This window comes from Kribbella sp. NPDC058245 (assembly GCF_042882005.1).
Taxonomy (GTDB): Bacteria; Actinomycetota; Actinomycetes; order Propionibacteriales; family Kribbellaceae; genus Kribbella.
The window spans coordinates 379768-395254 of sequence record NZ_JBHVWY010000006.1 but is presented as its reverse complement, the minus strand read 5'-3'; the positions used below and the strand labels follow the sequence as shown (position 1 = coordinate 395254).

The 15487-nt window shown below is 67.1% G+C and carries 15 protein-coding genes; 1 reads left to right on the top strand and 14 read right to left on the bottom strand.

Annotation, left to right across the window (positions count from 1 at the left end; all coding sequences use genetic code 11):
* Positions 1 to 2: 2 nt before the first annotated feature.
* From ACFVWG_RS16945 to ACFVWG_RS16905, 9 genes are all read right to left on the bottom strand, one after another.
* Positions 3 to 779, bottom strand: coding sequence for a siderophore-interacting protein (locus ACFVWG_RS16945; RefSeq protein WP_391544384.1), 777 nt, complete (start codon positions 777 to 779; stop codon positions 3 to 5).
* A 119-nt stretch (positions 780 to 898) separates the two neighbouring features.
* Positions 899 to 1894, bottom strand: a complete 996-nt coding sequence (locus ACFVWG_RS16940) for a hypothetical protein (protein WP_391544212.1) — start codon at positions 1892 to 1894, stop codon at positions 899 to 901.
* Between the two features lie 2 nt (positions 1895 to 1896).
* Positions 1897 to 2934: a hypothetical protein gene (locus tag ACFVWG_RS16935; RefSeq protein ID WP_391544211.1), complete on the bottom strand. Its 1038-nt coding sequence runs from the start codon at positions 2932 to 2934 to the stop codon at positions 1897 to 1899.
* Positions 2934 to 3968 carry a hypothetical protein gene (locus ACFVWG_RS16930; protein ID WP_391544210.1) on the bottom strand — a complete coding sequence of 345 codons (1035 nt, stop codon included), beginning with the start codon at positions 3966 to 3968 and terminating at the stop codon, positions 2934 to 2936. Before ACFVWG_RS16930 ends, ACFVWG_RS16935 begins: the two co-directional genes overlap by 1 nt.
* A 43-nt stretch (positions 3969 to 4011) precedes the next feature.
* On the bottom strand, positions 4012 to 5070 hold the full coding sequence (locus ACFVWG_RS16925) for a hypothetical protein (protein WP_391544209.1): 1059 nt from the start codon (positions 5068 to 5070) through the stop codon (positions 4012 to 4014).
* On the bottom strand, positions 5070 to 6122 hold the full coding sequence (locus ACFVWG_RS16920; protein WP_391544208.1) for a hypothetical protein: 1053 nt from the start codon (positions 6120 to 6122) through the stop codon (positions 5070 to 5072). Before ACFVWG_RS16920 ends, ACFVWG_RS16925 begins: the two co-directional genes overlap by 1 nt.
* 1 nt (position 6123) lies before the next feature.
* Complete coding sequence (locus ACFVWG_RS16915; protein WP_391544207.1) at positions 6124 to 7176, bottom strand: hypothetical protein; 1053 nt, start codon at positions 7174 to 7176, stop codon at positions 6124 to 6126.
* Between the two features lie 101 nt (positions 7177 to 7277).
* Positions 7278 to 8324: a hypothetical protein gene (locus tag ACFVWG_RS16910; RefSeq protein WP_391544206.1), complete on the bottom strand. Its 1047-nt coding sequence runs from the start codon at positions 8322 to 8324 to the stop codon at positions 7278 to 7280.
* Entirely contained in the window at positions 8324 to 9367 is a 1044-nt protein-coding gene (locus tag ACFVWG_RS16905; RefSeq protein WP_391544205.1) for a hypothetical protein, read from the bottom strand. The genes ACFVWG_RS16910 and ACFVWG_RS16905 overlap by 1 nt, the downstream gene beginning before the upstream one ends.
* 271 nt (positions 9368 to 9638) lie before the next feature.
* Between ACFVWG_RS16905 and ACFVWG_RS16900 the strand changes: the two genes are divergently transcribed.
* Positions 9639 to 12122, top strand: a complete 2484-nt coding sequence (locus ACFVWG_RS16900; RefSeq protein WP_391544204.1) for a hypothetical protein — start codon at positions 9639 to 9641, stop codon at positions 12120 to 12122.
* Between the two features lie 4 nt (positions 12123 to 12126).
* Here the strand turns inward: ACFVWG_RS16900 and ACFVWG_RS16895 are convergent, their stop codons facing one another.
* The 5 genes from ACFVWG_RS16895 to ACFVWG_RS16875 all read right to left on the bottom strand — a co-directional run bounded on the left by ACFVWG_RS16895 (position 12127) and on the right by ACFVWG_RS16875 (position 15439).
* Positions 12127 to 12558: a type II toxin-antitoxin system VapC family toxin gene (locus ACFVWG_RS16895; RefSeq protein ID WP_391544203.1), complete on the bottom strand. Its 432-nt coding sequence runs from the start codon at positions 12556 to 12558 to the stop codon at positions 12127 to 12129.
* Positions 12555 to 12821 (bottom strand): type II toxin-antitoxin system Phd/YefM family antitoxin, encoded by a 267-nt coding sequence (locus ACFVWG_RS16890; protein WP_391544202.1) that lies wholly within the window; start codon positions 12819 to 12821, stop codon positions 12555 to 12557. The genes ACFVWG_RS16895 and ACFVWG_RS16890 overlap by 4 nt, the downstream gene beginning before the upstream one ends.
* A gap of 213 nt (positions 12822 to 13034) precedes the next feature.
* The gene (locus ACFVWG_RS16885; RefSeq protein ID WP_391544201.1) at positions 13035 to 14159 is read right to left on the bottom strand and encodes an endonuclease; all 1125 of its coding nucleotides are present in this window, start codon (positions 14157 to 14159) and stop codon (positions 13035 to 13037) included.
* 111 nt (positions 14160 to 14270) lie between these two features.
* Positions 14271 to 14945 (bottom strand): hypothetical protein, encoded by a 675-nt coding sequence (locus ACFVWG_RS16880; RefSeq protein WP_391544200.1) that lies wholly within the window; start codon positions 14943 to 14945, stop codon positions 14271 to 14273.
* Entirely contained in the window at positions 14942 to 15439 is a 498-nt protein-coding gene (locus ACFVWG_RS16875; protein ID WP_391544199.1) for a SigE family RNA polymerase sigma factor, read from the bottom strand. The genes ACFVWG_RS16880 and ACFVWG_RS16875 overlap by 4 nt, the downstream gene beginning before the upstream one ends.
* Positions 15440 to 15487 lie beyond the last annotated feature (48 nt).

Sequence of the window (15487 nt, the reverse complement as noted above, 5' to 3'; positions counted from 1 at the left end):
ACCTAGTTGCCGGCCGCCGCGCGCTCCTTGGCGGCGGTCTCGGCCTTCTCAGCCTGCCAGCCGTCTTCGTTCTTGCCGACGCGCCAGTACCCGGAGACCGAGACGCGGTCGCGGGACAGGCCGCGGTCGTTGAACAGGTGCTTGCGGAGCCGGAGGACGAATCCGGCCTCGCCGTGCACGAACGCCTGTACGTCGCCCTCGAAGGTCAACGCCTCGACCGCACCGACCAGGGCATCACCGCGCGCGGAGGTGCTTCCGGAACGGTGGAACCAGGTCACGTCGACATCGGCGAACTTCTGCTGCTCGGACTCGTCCTCCACCTCGACGAACACGGTCGCCTTGGCGCCGGCCGGCAGTTGCTCGATCGCGGCACCGATGGCCGGCAGCGCGCTCTCGTCGCCGACCAGCAGGTGCCAGTCGGCCGCCGTGTCCGGCGCGTAGGCGCCGCCCGGGCCGTTGTACCAAACGACGTCACCCGGCTGAGCCGCCGCGGCCCACGGCCCGGCGATGCCTTCGTCACCGTGGTAGACGAAGTCGATGCTCAGCTCCTTGGCGGCCTCGTCGAAGCTGCGGACCGTGTAGGTCCGGCTCGTCGGCCACTGCTCGGACGGGAGCGTCTCGCGGATCACGCCCATGTCCAGCGGCTCGGGGTACTCGACGCCCGGCTTGCCGAACAGCAGCTTCACGTAGTGATCGCTGGTGCCGTTGTCGACGAAGTCGTCGGCAGTCATCACGACTCTGATCATGTGGGGCGTGATCCGCTCGGTACGAGCGACCACGGCCCGCTTACACGTGCGGTTACGGCGGGGTGCGGGGGTGGCCACAGCCAGGTCCTCTCGAGCGAAAGTAAGGTCTACCTAACTCAGGCTAACCCACGCACCCCAACCACGGACAAACCTCAGGTACCGGTGATGGAGAACGGCTTGGTACTGCCGGCGACAAAATTGCCACAGGCAGGCATCAGCACGCGGTAAGAAATCTTCCCCTTGTACGCCGGTTGCGCGTTCACGGTGAACCGGCCGCTCTCGCGGACCATCGTGGTCGCGACGGTCCGCCACTGCGAGGCGCCGTACAGGCGTTGCAGTTGCACCTGGCAGTGCCACGACTGCGGCTGTGATCCGCTCACCGGGACCAGCGTGCCCACCTTCGCGCTCGTCTTGGCGGGCTTGGCTGAGACGCTGCGGATCCACTTCGGCAGGACCGTGGCCCCCCAGTACTGCGCCGGCACACCGGGAAAGGCCAGGCAGGCGTTCTCCCCGCCGCCCCGCGTCACCACCCCGTTGACATCGGTCACCGCGTCGCCGTAGCAGAGCACATCGCCCGCGGTTCCGGCCGCCACCGGGATCTTCGTGCCGTACGGCTTGCCGGTCGCCGAGTCGAGCACGGTCCACTTGACCTTGAAGCCGCCTTGGTACGGAACAACGGCCGGGATCTGGGTAGCGGTGACCTTGGGGATGTGAGTTCCCTTGATCGTCAGCGTCGGACCGTCGTACGGCGTCTCGTCGAGCCCCATGCCGGCGATCCAACTCTCGTACGAGGCCGGTACCACGCCGATCACCTTGTAGGTTCCGGTCGCGATCGCCGGCACGTTCACCACGCCGCGCCACGTGCTGTGCTCATCCGTGCCCGACACCCATCGAAGCTCGTCGGAGAACAGGTTCCCGTTGCCGCCGCTCTGCGGCTTCAGCACCGCGGTGAGCACCCCATCCGGATCGGGCTTGTAGGAGCCGGTCACCGTAATCGTGACCGGCTCGGTCTTCAGCCCAGCGGGCGCGACACTCGCCTGGCCCAGCGTCACCGTGGTGAGCTTCAGCTCCGGATCGGGCGACGCATACGCCGTCGGAGTCCCGACGAGCAGGACACCGGCGGCGAGGATGCTGACTGCTCGTCTCATCGTCAGACTCCCGTGATGTAGAAGGTTTTGCTGACACCGGTCAGGACGTTGTTGCACGCGGGCAGCTGGACCCGGTACGGGATCTTGCCCTTGTACGCCGGTTGCGCGTTGACCGTGAATCGCCAGCTGCTGCGAACCTTCGCGGTACCGACGTTGCGCCAGGCGGTGGCGCCGTACAGGCGTTGCAGGTTGACCGGGCAGTTGTACGCCGACTGGGCGGTGCCGTTGACCGGCACGATGGAACCGACCGGAGCGCTGGTCTTCGACGGGGTGGCCGTGACGATGCCAGGCCGGGTGGGAATCGCGCCGTCGCTGAAGATCGGCGCCGGGTTGCCGGGGACCATGAAGCAGATGACGTAATTACCGGCCGGGTAGTTCTTGGTGATCGAGCCGGCGGTGTCCGTCAGCGTCGTCGTGGTGAAGTCACCCTCGACGCATCCGTTGTCCTGGCGCAGCATCACCTTGAGCTTCGAGCCGTACGGCTTGCCGGTCTGCGAATCCGTCATCGTCCACTTGATCGAGAACGGCGAGTTGTACGGCACCACCTTCGGGGTGAAGGTCGCGGTGAGCTTCGGGATGTGCGTGCCGGTCACCGCGAGGCTCGGTCCGTTGACGTTGACCGGGTAGTCCTCGCCGCAACTCGTGCAGCCCAGGAGGTAGCCGCCCGCGATGACCCGGGCTGCCTTGATGGTCCCGTTCACCGTCGACGGGACGTTCACTACGCCCTGCCAGGTGCCGTCCTGGGGCGTGCCCTTGATCAGCTTCAGCGGCATCGAGTACAGGTCGTCCTTCGGCCCGGTGCCGGCGACTCGCTCGAACGCCACGTAGTAGGTGTCGTACTCGCTCGGACCGGCTGTGCCTTCCAGGGTGATCGTCACCGGCACCGTGTTGAGGGACGAGACCGCGACACTCGCACGGTTCAGCACCAGCGACTTGACCTGCAGGTGCGGATCGGCCGCCTGCGCGGTAGTCGCCGTACCGAGGGTCAGCGCAGCCAGTGGAACGGCCAGGAGAGCGGCCAGAATTCGGTTCGTTCGCATCAGATCCCCTTGATTGTGAACGTCTTGCTGACACCGGCCACGAAGTTGTTGCAGGCCGGGAACTGCACGCGGTACGGGATGTTGCCCTTGTACGACGGCTGTGCGCTGAGCGTGAATCGAGCACTGGTCCGCACCTTCGCCGTACCGACGGTCCGCCACTGCGAGGCGCCGTACAGGCGTTGCAGGTTGACCGTGCAACCGGCCACGTAGGCGACCGTGCCGTTCACCGGTACGACGCTGCCGACCGGAGCACTCGTCTTGGCCGGCGCGGCCGTGATGACGGGCACGCTGTCGACCCCGATGGCGGTCCGGTAGAACGGAGCCGGGTTGCCGGGGAAGCCGAAGCAGTACATCCCCTGGTTCGACTTCTGGTTGATCGTCACCACGCCGTTGACATCAGACAGCGCGGCGTCGAGCACGCCGTCGGCACATGCGCTTTCGGTAGCCACGAGCGTCTTGAGCTTGGTGCCGTAGGGCTTGCCGGTCTGCGAGTCGATGACCTTCCACTTGATCGTCACCGGCTTGCCCACCGGTACGGCGGCCGGCGTCGCGGTGCCGGTGACCTTCGGGATGTGCACGCCGGTCACCACCAGGGCCGGCCCGTCGACATCGGCCACCTTGTCGAAGCCGCACTGCGAGCATCCGTAGGGGTGACTACCGCCGAGCACCGAGACGGCCTTCATCGTGCCGTTCACCGTCGACGGGACGTTCACCACGCCTTGCCAGGTGCCGTCGTTGATCGTGCCCTTGATCAGCTTGAGCGGCGTCGAGTACAGCTCTTTGTCCGGACCGGTTCCGGCAGACCGGTCGAACTCGACGTAGTAGGTGCTGTAATCGCTCGTCGTGGTCGAGCCTTCCAGCGTGATCGTCACCGGCACGGTGTTGAGCGAGGAGACAGCGACGCTGCCGCGACTCAGCACCAGCGAGTCGACCTGCAGCTCCGGCACAACCGCCTGCGCGGCAGTCGCCGTACCGAGAGTCATAAACGTCAGCGGAGCTGCGAGGAGCACCGCGGTCAGGCGTCGGTTCTTCATGGTTCAAGAATGAGGCCTGCCGCGGGCTCCACTAGACCAGAATTCAGGTCCCGCGAATCGTGAAGGCCTTGCTGACGCCGGCCTTGAAGTTGGCGCAAGCCGGGAAGGACACGCGGTACGGGATGTTGCCCTTGTACGCCGGTTGCGCGTTCAGCACGAACTTGCCACTCGCTTGCCGGACCTTCGCCGTACCGACGTTGCGCCAGGCGGTCGCGCCGTACAGGCGTTGCAGGTTGACCGGGCAGCCGGTGGGTGCGCCGGCGACGGTGCCGTTCACGGGCACGATCGCCCCGACCGGGGCGCTGGTCTTCGACGGGGTCGCGGAGACGATGCCGGGATGATTGACGTGCACATTCGTCCCACCGACGGGAGCCGGGTCGCCCGGGAGCAGCAGGCAGTTGCCGTAGTCGCTGGCACTGGCCGGATAGCTCTTGGTGAGGTAGCCGTTGGTGTCGGTCAGGACCGCCGGACCGCCGAAGTTCTCGACGCAACCGTTGTCGTCGGCCAGCCAGACCTTCAGCCTGGTTCCGTACGGCTTGGCCGTCTGCGCGTTGATCACCGACCAGCGGATCGAGTAGCCCTGGCCGAACGGCACCGGATCCGGCAGCACCCGCGCCGTGATCTTCGGCTGGTTGGTGCCGATGACGGTCAGCTTCGGTGGGTTCGGGGCCGGGGTCTCGGTGGTCATGTCACCGGTGTCGATGGAGGTGTAAGCCCCGGTCATCACGCCGGACACCTCGAGGGTGCCGTTGGCGGTGGAGGGCACGTTGACGTTGCCCTCCCAGGTGCCGTGCTGGGTGTCGCCGGTCTTCCGCACCAGCTCCGTCGAGATCAGGAGGTTCGCCATGCCGGTGCCGGCCGTGCGTCTGAGGAAGGCGTGCAGTGTCAGGTTCGCATCCTGCGGATCGGTCGAGTTGTACCCGCCGGTGACAGTGAGCTTGACCGGGACCGTGTTGAGCGACGACACGGCGACGCTCGACTTGTTCAGCTCGACCTTGGTGATCGTCAGCTTCGGATCGGGATAGGCCTGCGCGGCCGGCGTGGTGAGCGCCAGTGCCGCCAGCGGCGTCACCAGGAGCGCCGCGACTACTCGCGCGCGCATCAGAGGCCCTTGATCGTGAAGGTCTTGCTGACGGCCGCCTTGTAGTTGTAGCAAGTCGGGAAGGACACCCGGTACGGGATGTTCCCCTTGTACGCCGGTTGGGCGTTGACCGTGAACCGGCCGCTCTGCCGGACCTTCGCCGTACCGACGTTGCGCCAGGCGGTCGCGCCGTACAGGCGTTGCAGGTTGACCGGGCAGTTCGACGGCGCACCGGACACCGTGCCGTTCACCGGGACGATCGAGCCGACCGGGGCGCTTGTCTTCGACGGCGTGGCCGAGACGGTGACGGGGCGGTTGACGAACAGCGACAGGAACGCGGCCGGGGACGGTTCGGCGGGAATCTGCAGGCAGTTGAGGTAGTCGGCGTCGGCCGAGGTGTACGCCTTGGTCACGTAGCCGTTCGTGTCGGTCAGGTAGCTCGGGCCGCCGAAACTCTCGACACACCCGTTGTCGTTGGCCAGCCAGACCTTCAGCCGGGTGCCGTAGGGCTTGCCGGTCGATCCGTTGATCACCGACCAGCGGATCGAGTAGCCCTTGCCGAACGGGACCGGGTCGGGAAGGACGCGGGCGGTCAGCTTCGGGATGTTGGTGCCGGTCACCGTCAGGACCGGGCCGTCCGCGACCGGGGTCGGGTCGGTCATGTCACCGCTGCCGGGCGAGAACCGGCCGACCATCACGCCGGTCAGCTGGAACTTCCCGTTCGCCGTCGAAGGCACGTTCACCACACCGCGCCACTTGCCGTTCTGGACGGTTCCCTCGTACTTCGTGAGCGGCATCGTGTACAGGTACTGCAACTGTCCCGTGCCGGCCGAGCGATGCAGGATCGCCCAGAGCGTCGTACCGGGATCGGCTTCGGGCCAGGTGTACTTCGCGTCGACCTCGACCGTCACCGGCACCGTGTTGAGTGACGACACCGCGACCGGCGTCGTCCTGATGATCCGCGTCTCCGTGACCGTCAGGTTCGGGTCCGGTGCGGCTTGCGCGGCGGGTGCGCTCAGGACCAGTGCCGCCAGCGGCGTCACCAGGAGCGCCGCCAGTACTCGGATGCGCATCTCAAACTCCCTTGATGATGAAGGTCTTGCTGACGCCCGCCCGGAACTGGTAACAGGCCGGGAAGGACACCCGGTACGGGATGTTTCCCTTGTACGCCGGTTGTGCGTTGACCACGAATCGACCGCTGCCCTGATTGACCGTGCCGGTGCCGACATTGCGCCACGCGGTCGCGCCGTACAGGCGTTGCAGGTAGACGGGGCAATGCGTTGGCGCGCCGGCCACGATGCCGTTGACCGGCACGATCGCGCCGACCGGTGCGCTGGTCCTGGACGGTGTCGCGGAGACGATGCCGGGGCGACTGACGACCACACTCAGCCAGCCGTTGGGCGCCGGGTTGCCGGGGAGCAGCAGACAGTTGCCCTGTTCAGCAGCGGAGGCCGGATAGACCTTGGTGACGTAGCCCTGAGTGTCAGTCAGGGCGTTCGAACCGCCGAAGCTCTCCACACAGCCGCTGTCGCCTTCCAGCGCGACCTTCAGTCTCGAACCGTACGGCTTGCCGGTCTGGCCGTTGATCACTGACCAGCGGATCGAGAAGCCGGTGTTGAACGGGACCGGATCCGGAAGCACCCGGGCGGTGATCCGCGGCTGGTTGGTGCCGACCACCGTCAGCTCCGGCGGGTTCGGGACCGGGGTCTCGGTGACCATGCTGCCGCTGCCGGGCCAGTACACCCCTTCCATCACGCCGGTGAGCTTGAACTTCCCGTTCGCCGTCGACGGCACGTTCACGATGCCACGCCACTTGCCGTTCTGCGTGGTCCCGTCGTACCGGTGGAGCGGAGTGGTGACGAGGGACTTCAGCTGCCCGGTGCCGGCGGAGCGCTCGAGGGTCGCGAACAGCGTCGTGTTCGGGTCCGCGTCGGGCAAGGTGTACTTCGCGTCGACTTCGACGGTCACCGGAACCGTGTTGAGTGACGACACCGCTACCGGTGTCGTCCTGATGATCCGGGCCGCCGTGACCGTGAGGTTCGGGTCAGGGTCTGCCTGCGCGGCGGGGGCGCCCAGCGCCAGAACCGCCAACGGCGCCGTGAGGAGCACCGCAACCACTCGTCTCATCCGCATACTGCTCAGCGTGCTGCCGGACCACCCACTCCGCCTACAACCGCGCCGAACTAGTGCGCGATCGGGCGGAGCGGGTGGACCGGTATCAGGCATGTTCAGGTCCCGGTGATCCAGAACGTCGGACTGTAGGCGGTGACGTAGTTGTAGCAAGTGGGGAACTGCACGCGGTAAGGGATCTTGCCCTTGTACGCCGGTTGCGCGTTCAGCACGTAGCGCTTGCGGGAGTCGGACTTCGCGGTGCCTACGGTCCGCCACTGAGTGGCGCCGTACAGTCGTTGCAGGTTGACCGGGCAGTACAGCGGATTGACCTTGACGACGCCGTTCACCGGCACGATCGTGCCGACCTTGGCGCTCGTCTTCGACGGTACGGCGGTCACCACGCCGGGGTGGTTGAGGCCGATCGACGAACCGCCGATCGGGGCCTGGCTGCCCGGGACCAGGATGCAGTGGATGGCATCGTCGGAGAAGGTCTTCGAGACGATGACCCCGGCGGTGTCGGTCAGTACCGTCCCCGCCCCACCGACCCGCTCCACACAGCCGTTGTCATCGGCAACAATGACGCGGAGCTTCGAGCCGTACGGCTTCTTGGTGTCCGAGTCGGTCACCTGCCACTTGATCGTGACCGGCTTGCCCTGGGTCGCGACGGTCGGCGTCACGGTCGCGGTGAACTTCGGCTGGTGGACACCGTTCACCTGGATCGCCGGTCCGTCCACCAGTGTCGGCTCGTCGTTGCTGCCCGAGGGCGGGTAGTAGACGCCGATGTGGAACCCGGTGATCTTCAACGAGCCGTTGGCGGTCGACGGCACGTTGACCTTCCCCTGCCAGACGGCGCTCGTCTCGTCACCAGAGACCATCTTGAGTGAGTCGGAGACCACCCAATCGATCCCCGCCGGGACAGTGCCGACGCGCTTGAGGTCGGCGTACAGCGGAGTGTCCTTCTGCGTCGGGTCGCCGTTGGTGATCGACCCCTTGACCGTGATCGTCACCGGCACCGTGTTCAGGCCGGCGACCGCAACACTCGGCCGGTCGATCGTCACCGCGTTGATCGTCATGTCGGGCGGCGCGGCCTGGGCCGGGGCCGCGGTCAGGACCGCACCGGCCACCGGCACGGTCAGCAGAGTGGCTAACAACTGTCGCTTCATCAGACTCCTGTGATCGTGAAGGGTTTGCTGGATGCCGGGACGAAGCGGTTACACGCCGGCAGCAGAACGCGGTACGGGATCTTTCCTTTGTACGACGGCGTCGCGGTCAGCGTGTAACGTCCACTGTCACGGACGGTAGCCGAGCTGACGGACCGCCACTGGGAGGCGCCGTACAGGCGTTGCAGGTTGATCCCGCAACGGGCCGGCGGGCCGGTGACCGAGCCGTTGACGGCAACGTTCGTGCCGACCTTCGCGGAGGTCTTCGCGGGAACCGCCGAAACTCCGCTCTGCCGCAGCACGCGGGCGTCCGAGATCGCGATCGGGTAGGGATCGGTCTCCATCACGAAGCAGTTCAGCCAGTTGGCGTCCGAGGCCTGGTAGGACTTCGTGTAGTTGCCTGCGGCATCGGTCGTGATCGGTTGGCCGCCGCCCTCGGCGCACGGGGAGTCGACGCCGACCCAGGCGCTGACGCGGGTGCCGTACGGCTTGCCGGTCGCGGAGTCGGTCACGGTCCACTTGATCGAGTACGGCTTCCCGACCGCGACCGTCCGCGGGGTGACCGTGTACCCGATCGTCGGCGCGTGGGTCCCGGTGACGCCCAGGACCGGACCGTCGTACGGCGTGGGGTCGAAGCCCGTTTCGACGCCGTACGGGCTCGCTCCGACCGAGGTGACGTGCCAGGTGCCGCTCGCGGTCGAGACGACGTTGAGCGGGCCGGTCCAGGTGCCGTTCTTGAGCGTCCCTGCGGTGCGCTTCAGCTTGGTCGACGCCATCCGGTCGATCTGGCCGGAACCGCTGGTTCGCTGGAGGTAGACGTAGAGGGTCGTGTCTTCGTCACGCGGGTCGTCAGAGTCGTACCCCGCCTTGACGGTGACGTCGAGCTTCGCGATATCCAGACCGGACACCGAAACCGCCGCCTTGCTGAGTCGCACGTCGCTGATGCTCAGCTTCGCGTCCGGCACGGCGTGCGCCGGAGTTCCCCCGAGCACCGCGACGATCAACGGCGCTGCCAGCAGCGCCGCGAGGAATCGTCGAGTGTTCACCGCACCAGCATGAACCCTCGGGAGAACGCGACTAGACCGGAACTCAGAGACCGATGATGGTGAAGGTACTCGTTTGGCTCCCATGGCATCGACAGTGCCGGTGGGTTCAGCTGCCCGCCAAGAGAATGCAGGAAGGTCTGCGCGATGGTGTCGGGGAGTAGACCGGTTCACGGGCTCGGCGGTCGGGCGACGGGTGCTGTTCGGGCGATCCGCGGGCAGTGTTAACCCGCTAGCCATGTGACGCCCCGGTGCGGTCCGCAGGCTGGGCGGCATGAGCCAGGTCTTCGGTACGCCGCGGCTTCCGGCGTACGCCGTCCCTCGGACGGACCGGCTCGGCCGGGCGATCACGCTCGACCCGGTGCTGCCCTCGCGGCGGGCGATCCTGTTCACCGGGCCGCCCGGGATGGGGAAGACACGCGAACTGGATCACGCGGCTGAACTGGCGGCTCAGCAGGGGTGGACGACGGTTCGGGTGGAGGCGTCAGCGCGGGAGCCGTTGGAGCATCGGTTCACCCGGGCGATCAGCGCGGACCTCGGCAAGCTGCGTCAGGAGTTCGGCGGGTTCCGCGTGCGCCAGCTTCGCCGTACGGTGCGCGATCTGACGCAGCGACAGCGGAAGGTGCAGCACGGCGCCGAGGTGCGGGTCGGCGGTGGGCCGGTGCAGTTCGTCACCAAGCGGCAGTGGGACGCGACGCCGCAGGGAAACCTCGGCTCCACGCTGAACGACGTGGCGGATCAGCTGGGCTCACTCGGTGACAAGCCCGTGCTGCTGCTCGTCGACAACGTGGACCAGGCTTCGCCGTACGACCTAGCTGGGCTGAATGAGCTTGCCGTTCATCTCGAGCAGCGCGGCCGGCCAGTGTGGCTGGTTGCGGCCGGGGGCGCGATGGCGACCAGCCGGTTGATGGCCGCGTCGGAGCGGATGTCCGGGATCGCGACGACGGTGACCAATCAGTTCGACATCCGGGAGCTTGGGCCGATGTCCGACGCGGAACTGCGGTCGGTGCTGACGGTCCCGTTGGATCGGAGCAGAACGCCGTACGAGAGTGCTGGCATCGATGGGCTGGTGCGAGCCGCGAACGGGGATCCGAGTCGGCTGCGGACATTGGCCGACGCGGCGCTTGAACTTGCTCGTCCTGCGATCACCGGCGAGGTGGCGGAGGCCGCTTCTGCCCGGGTGCAGGCGCGGTCGGCGGTGCTCTATCAGGGGCGCTGGAACAAGAGCTCGCCCGCGGAGAAGGACCTGCTGGCGCGGGTCGCCGCTTCGAACGGCCTGTTGATGCCGCCCGAGCTGGCGAAGGCAGGTGCGGGCCGATGGCAACCAATTGACCAGGCGCGGCACGAGTTGGTCGCGCGCGGCCTCCTGCGCGCGGACGGCGAACGCGTCACCTTCGCCGACGCCGGTCTGCAGGATTGGGTCAACACGTCTCTCGGTCAGACCCCTTCAGCTCCTGCCCAGCCGGCGGCGCCCGCTCCGGCTGTTGCGGTCAAGACGTATGGTACGACGCGCCTTCCGGTGCATCAGGTGGATCGGAAGGATGGCGAGGGCCGACCGCTCTCACTCGACCAGCGGACCCCTTCCAGTACGACGGTCCTGTTCACCGGCGCACCCGGGATGGGGACCAGCAACGAACTCGACCGCGCCGAGAAACTCGCCGTACGTCAGGGTTGGACCTCGGTCCGAATCGAGGCGTCACCGCGCGAACCACTCGAGAACCGCTTGATCCGGGCGATCTCCCAAGACCTCGACACGTTCCGGAACCAGTACGGCGCCGTGGCCGCGCGCGGGTTGTCGAAGGATCTCGACCGGCTTGCCTCGCGGAGCCGGAATCCCCAGACAGGCAACGAGATTCGCGGTGGCGTTCCCGGTGTCTTCCAGGTGGTCGTGAAGGAACAGCACGACGCGTCGGAACCGGATGAGGTCGGCGGCACGCTCAACGAGCTCGCCGACCGGCTCGGTGAACTGGCCGCGGCCAAGGGTGAACCGATGGTCCTGATGGTCGACAACCTCGACGTCGCCTCCGACCGCGACCTGGTCGGGCTGACCGAACTGTCCGCGCGGCTGGCGGCCAACCGGCAGCCGGTCTTCCTCGTGGCGGCCGGTGGTGAACTCACCACGAGCCGCCTGCTCGCGGCCTCCGGTGGTGAGGCCGGCGTCGAGACCGACGTGGTCAGCCGGTTCGACATCCGTCAGGTCCAGCCCTTCACCGACGCCGAACTCCGCCCCGCCCTCACCGAACCACTCCGGCAGGCCGCCGTACCGCACGAGCCCGAAGCCGTCGACCGCCTGGTCAGAGCCGCCAACGGCAACCCCAGCCGCCTCCGCGCCCTGGCCACCACTGCCCTAGACCTCGCCGAGCCCACCACCGGCCTCACCATCCCGGTCGCCAAAGCCGCCACCACCCGCCTCAACGACGCCTCCCGCCCCCTCTACGAGGCCGCCTGGCACAACTGCACCCCCGCCGAGAAAGACCTCCTCGCCAAAGCCGCCCAGCACCCCATCCAGTTGCCCACAGCAACCACCACCCGCTGGTCCCTCGAGTCAGCTGCCACTCGTCCCCTCACCCAAGGCCTCCTCCGAGCCACCCCCACCCACCTGGCGATCGCCGACCCAGGCCTCCAAACCTGGCTCCAAACCCGCTTCGCCCACGCCGCCCTCACCCCACCCACCCCTTCCCCCACCAAAACCCCAGACCACCACCACACCCCCAAACCCCGGGAGCACAGCAGCCGCCCGCAACACCTCAACCGCTGAAGAACTACTGCACGTCGTTCACATCCGCGATGTGAAACCCGAGGTTCGCACCGGCTTTCAGCAGTTGCCGATCGCCCGAGGCAAACACCAAGTCCGACTCGTCGACTCCTTCGGCAGTCGCACAGTGCAGCGCGTCGTACGCGCGCAACGCCTCCGAGAAGGTCAGCACGGCCGCCCTGTGCACCAGAGCTTTAGTCGGTTCGATGATGTTGACCTCCTGCCAGATTCTGTCGAGCTCGCGCAGCGCCCGCGCTCTTTCCGACTCGGTGATCCGATAACACCGAGCCGCTCGGGCCAGGCCGCTCGCCGTCTCCAAGTACAAGAGCCGGTTGGAGACCACATCGTCGGCTTCTTCCCACAGTCGCTTGCAGATCGGCGAACTGGGCTCCTCGATCAGGAGCGGAACGAACGCCGACGTGTCGAAGTAGCAGATCATCGGCGGTCCTCGATCACCAGGTCGCTGACTGTCCCCTTCGTTTTGATGGGTGTCGGCGCCGGCCCCTTCGGTCGAACGGGCGCCTGCGCCTCGCCGTTCGCGATCATCTGCTGCAACTTCGTGAGTCGGGCGACCGGGACGATCTGGGCGATCGGCTTGCCGTGGTCGGTGACGGTGATCGTGTGTCCTTCACGGACCTGGGCAAGGTGCCGGCTGAGTCCGTCTCTTAGCTCCCGAATGCCGATGTCCATCAGTTCATCCATTTCCCATGCTACTGCCGTGGCCACTTTTCCTCCTTTGATACTAGCCACAATTTGTGTCTGCACTCACTGTGACGGCAGTAGGGGTGGCTGCGGAGGGCAGATGGCGGGGCAGCTCGGGGCAGATCAGACGGCGATCGGCCCGGATCGTGGCTCGATCCGGACCGATTCCGAGGAGATTCGGGGCATCCCCGGGCATTCCGGGGCAGCGGTCGGTCAGGGCCAGATGGAGGTGACCCATTCGGGGTGGTCGATGAAGGGGTTCCGGTTGTGTTGGTAGGTGGTGTAGATGACCTCGTTGCGGCGCTTCTCGAAGGCATCCGGCGGGTCGGCGGCGGCCCAGGCCTTCAGCACGGAGAGTTTGCCGATGTAGGGGGCGGTGCCGTTGTTCACCGAGTTGTTGGGCTCGAGGTTGGCGAAGCCGTCGTCGCCTTCGTAGCGGACCGCCATGTAGAAGATCATCCGGGCGACGTCGCCGCGGACGGCCGCGCGGGGGGCGAAGGAGTCGGCGTCGGCGGTGCAGCCGGGGCATTCGGTGACGGCGGTACCGCCGTTGTCGAAGTCGAGGTTGCCGCGGGATGAGTTGACCGAGACGTCCTCGGGGCGCAGGTGGTGGATATCGGTACCCGGTCCGATCGCCGTACCGAAGTCGCCGTGGGACTTGGCCCAGACGTGTTCGCGGTTCCAGTCGTTGACGCCGCCGCCGTTGGTGGTCTTGCTCTGTGAGCGGCCGGAGTAGATCAGGATGACGTTGTTGGTGTTCGCCGGGTCCTGGTCGGTGTCCTTCAGGGCGTTCCACGCCTGGTCATAGGTGAGCTTGGTCTGGCTGGAGATGATCGTGTGCAGTGCGGACTTCAGCGCGGCGCCGCTCTTGCCCGCGGCGGCTGCGTAGTAGTCGCCCGGGTCCGGCGGGTCACCGGGATCCGACCCGCCACCACCGGTGAACGCGGTCGCGTCCTTCAGACCCGGGTGCGAGAAGTACGCCGCCAGCGTGCCGGTGACGGTGATCTGCTTGCCGAGCAGAGTCGGGTTGCTCTGCAGTCCGTACGATGCCCGGAACGCTGTCGGGATCTGTACGTACAGCATCGACCCCGTGCTCGTCTGACTCGCGGAGTCCGCGAGAGCGAGGGCGTAGTCGTTCGGGAAGTTGCTGCGGACCACCGTGCTGGTGGCGGTCGGCTGACCGACCACGTACCCGGTGACGGAAGCGGTAGAGCTGTCCTGCCGGCCGATCGCCGTCGCAACGGTGATCGGGGTCGCGGCGGTCGACGGCGTGATGCCGAAGCCGAACAACGCGAGGACGGCGGTGATGATCAGGACGGGGCGGAGCGAGCGGGCCACAGCGACTCCCAGGGCGGTTGGGTGGGTCGCAGGTCAGCTTGCCCGTCCGCCCGGTACTGCGAAACGTCTCAGCACCTGAAGATTGCCGGACGATCCGGCAAACCACCGGGGTCAGGACAACTGCAACCGCCCGACCGGCTCGCTGCCCTTGACCGCCTTGCCCCAGTAGAAGTTCCCTTCGACCTCCATCGTCGACTGGTAGATGAGGTAGGAACCCGCAGCCGCCTGCCCCTTGGCGCAGCTCTGCACCGTGAGCTGGACGGTGGAGGTGTGCGAGGCTCCGGGCCTCAGCACCACGTCCTCTTGGGTGACCTTCGCCTGCGCACGGCCGGTGACTCGCTGGTCGCCCTTCTCCGGGACGATGACGTAGTGGTACGGCGCGTTCGGGGTGTGCAGCGTCACCTTGGCCGGGTTGGTGAGCTTGACCTCGACGGTGCCGGACCAGGTGGTCTTGCCGGTCCGCCTCATCGACTTCTGAGTCAGCTCCGTCTTTGCACTAACGGTCGCCTCCTCCGAGATGTAGATCGGCTCGCAGTCACTCGACTGGAAGCTCGAGGTAGCAGACGGCGCACCACCACTCACCGACGCGTCCGAAGGACCAGCACCCGGCAGTACGGCGTACGCGCCAAGCGCCAGCGTGGTGACCGCGGTGACGCCACCGACGCCTACGGCGGCCGAGCGGACGCGGCGACGGCGGCGGATGGTCGGGATCAGCGCACTGCCGTCGACACTCACGTTCTCGGCCTCGGCGGCGGCACTTCGGAGCAGGTCTCGTAGATCGGTCATTTCATCGTCTCCTCGGGTACGGCGAGCTGGGTGGCGAGCTTGGCGTGGGCATCGGACAGGTGGCGTTTGACCGTGCCTGGCGCGCAGCCGAGCTGATCCGCGATGTCGGGGACCGTGAGGTCCTCGTAGTACCGGAGCACCACACACGCCCGCTGCTTCGGCGACAACGTGTCCAGAGCCCGCCGTACGGCGTCTGTCAGCAGGCGGTCCTCGTCGTGGTGCTCCGCCGGGTGGACCAGCAGATGCCGTTTGGCTCGCCACAGTCCGGCCCGACGGCGGCCGTCGACGAACTGGTTGAGCATCGCGCGCCGTACATAGCCCTCGAGCTGTGCGACGTCGTTGCCGACCCGCATCCGGCTGAAGACACGCAGCAGCGCGTCCTGGACCAGATCCGCGGCAGCCGCGGAGTCACCGGTCAGCAGGTAGGCATACGCCCGCAGAGCACCGCCGCGAGCGGCCAGCAGTTCTTCGAAGGCCCGTTCCCAGTCAGCCATCCGCCACCCGTTCTCTCGGTTTCAGCTTTCGAAAGACCAAGACGATCC

Coding starts and splice junctions, on each gene's coding strand:
- ACFVWG_RS16940 (WP_391544212.1), bottom strand. CDS start 1,894: ATGAGACGAGCAGTCAGCATCCTCGCCGCCGGTGTCCTGCTCGTCGGG.
- ACFVWG_RS16935 (WP_391544211.1), bottom strand. CDS start 2,934: ATGCGAACGAACCGAATTCTGGCCGCTCTCCTGGCCGTTCCACTGGCT.
- ACFVWG_RS16930 (WP_391544210.1), bottom strand. CDS start 3,968: ATGAAGAACCGACGCCTGACCGCGGTGCTCCTCGCAGCTCCGCTGACG.
- ACFVWG_RS16925 (WP_391544209.1), bottom strand. CDS start 5,070: ATGCGCGCGCGAGTAGTCGCGGCGCTCCTGGTGACGCCGCTGGCGGCA.
- ACFVWG_RS16920 (WP_391544208.1), bottom strand. CDS start 6,122: ATGCGCATCCGAGTACTGGCGGCGCTCCTGGTGACGCCGCTGGCGGCA.
- ACFVWG_RS16915 (WP_391544207.1), bottom strand. CDS start 7,176: ATGAGACGAGTGGTTGCGGTGCTCCTCACGGCGCCGTTGGCGGTTCTG.
- ACFVWG_RS16910 (WP_391544206.1), bottom strand. CDS start 8,324: ATGAAGCGACAGTTGTTAGCCACTCTGCTGACCGTGCCGGTGGCCGGT.
- ACFVWG_RS16900 (WP_391544204.1), top strand. CDS start 9,639: ATGAGCCAGGTCTTCGGTACGCCGCGGCTTCCGGCGTACGCCGTCCCT.
- ACFVWG_RS16895 (WP_391544203.1), bottom strand. CDS start 12,558: ATGATCTGCTACTTCGACACGTCGGCGTTCGTTCCGCTCCTGATCGAG.
- ACFVWG_RS16890 (WP_391544202.1), bottom strand. CDS start 12,821: ATGGATGAACTGATGGACATCGGCATTCGGGAGCTAAGAGACGGACTC.
- ACFVWG_RS16880 (WP_391544200.1), bottom strand. CDS start 14,945: ATGACCGATCTACGAGACCTGCTCCGAAGTGCCGCCGCCGAGGCCGAG.
- ACFVWG_RS16875 (WP_391544199.1), bottom strand. CDS start 15,439: ATGGCTGACTGGGAACGGGCCTTCGAAGAACTGCTGGCCGCTCGCGGC.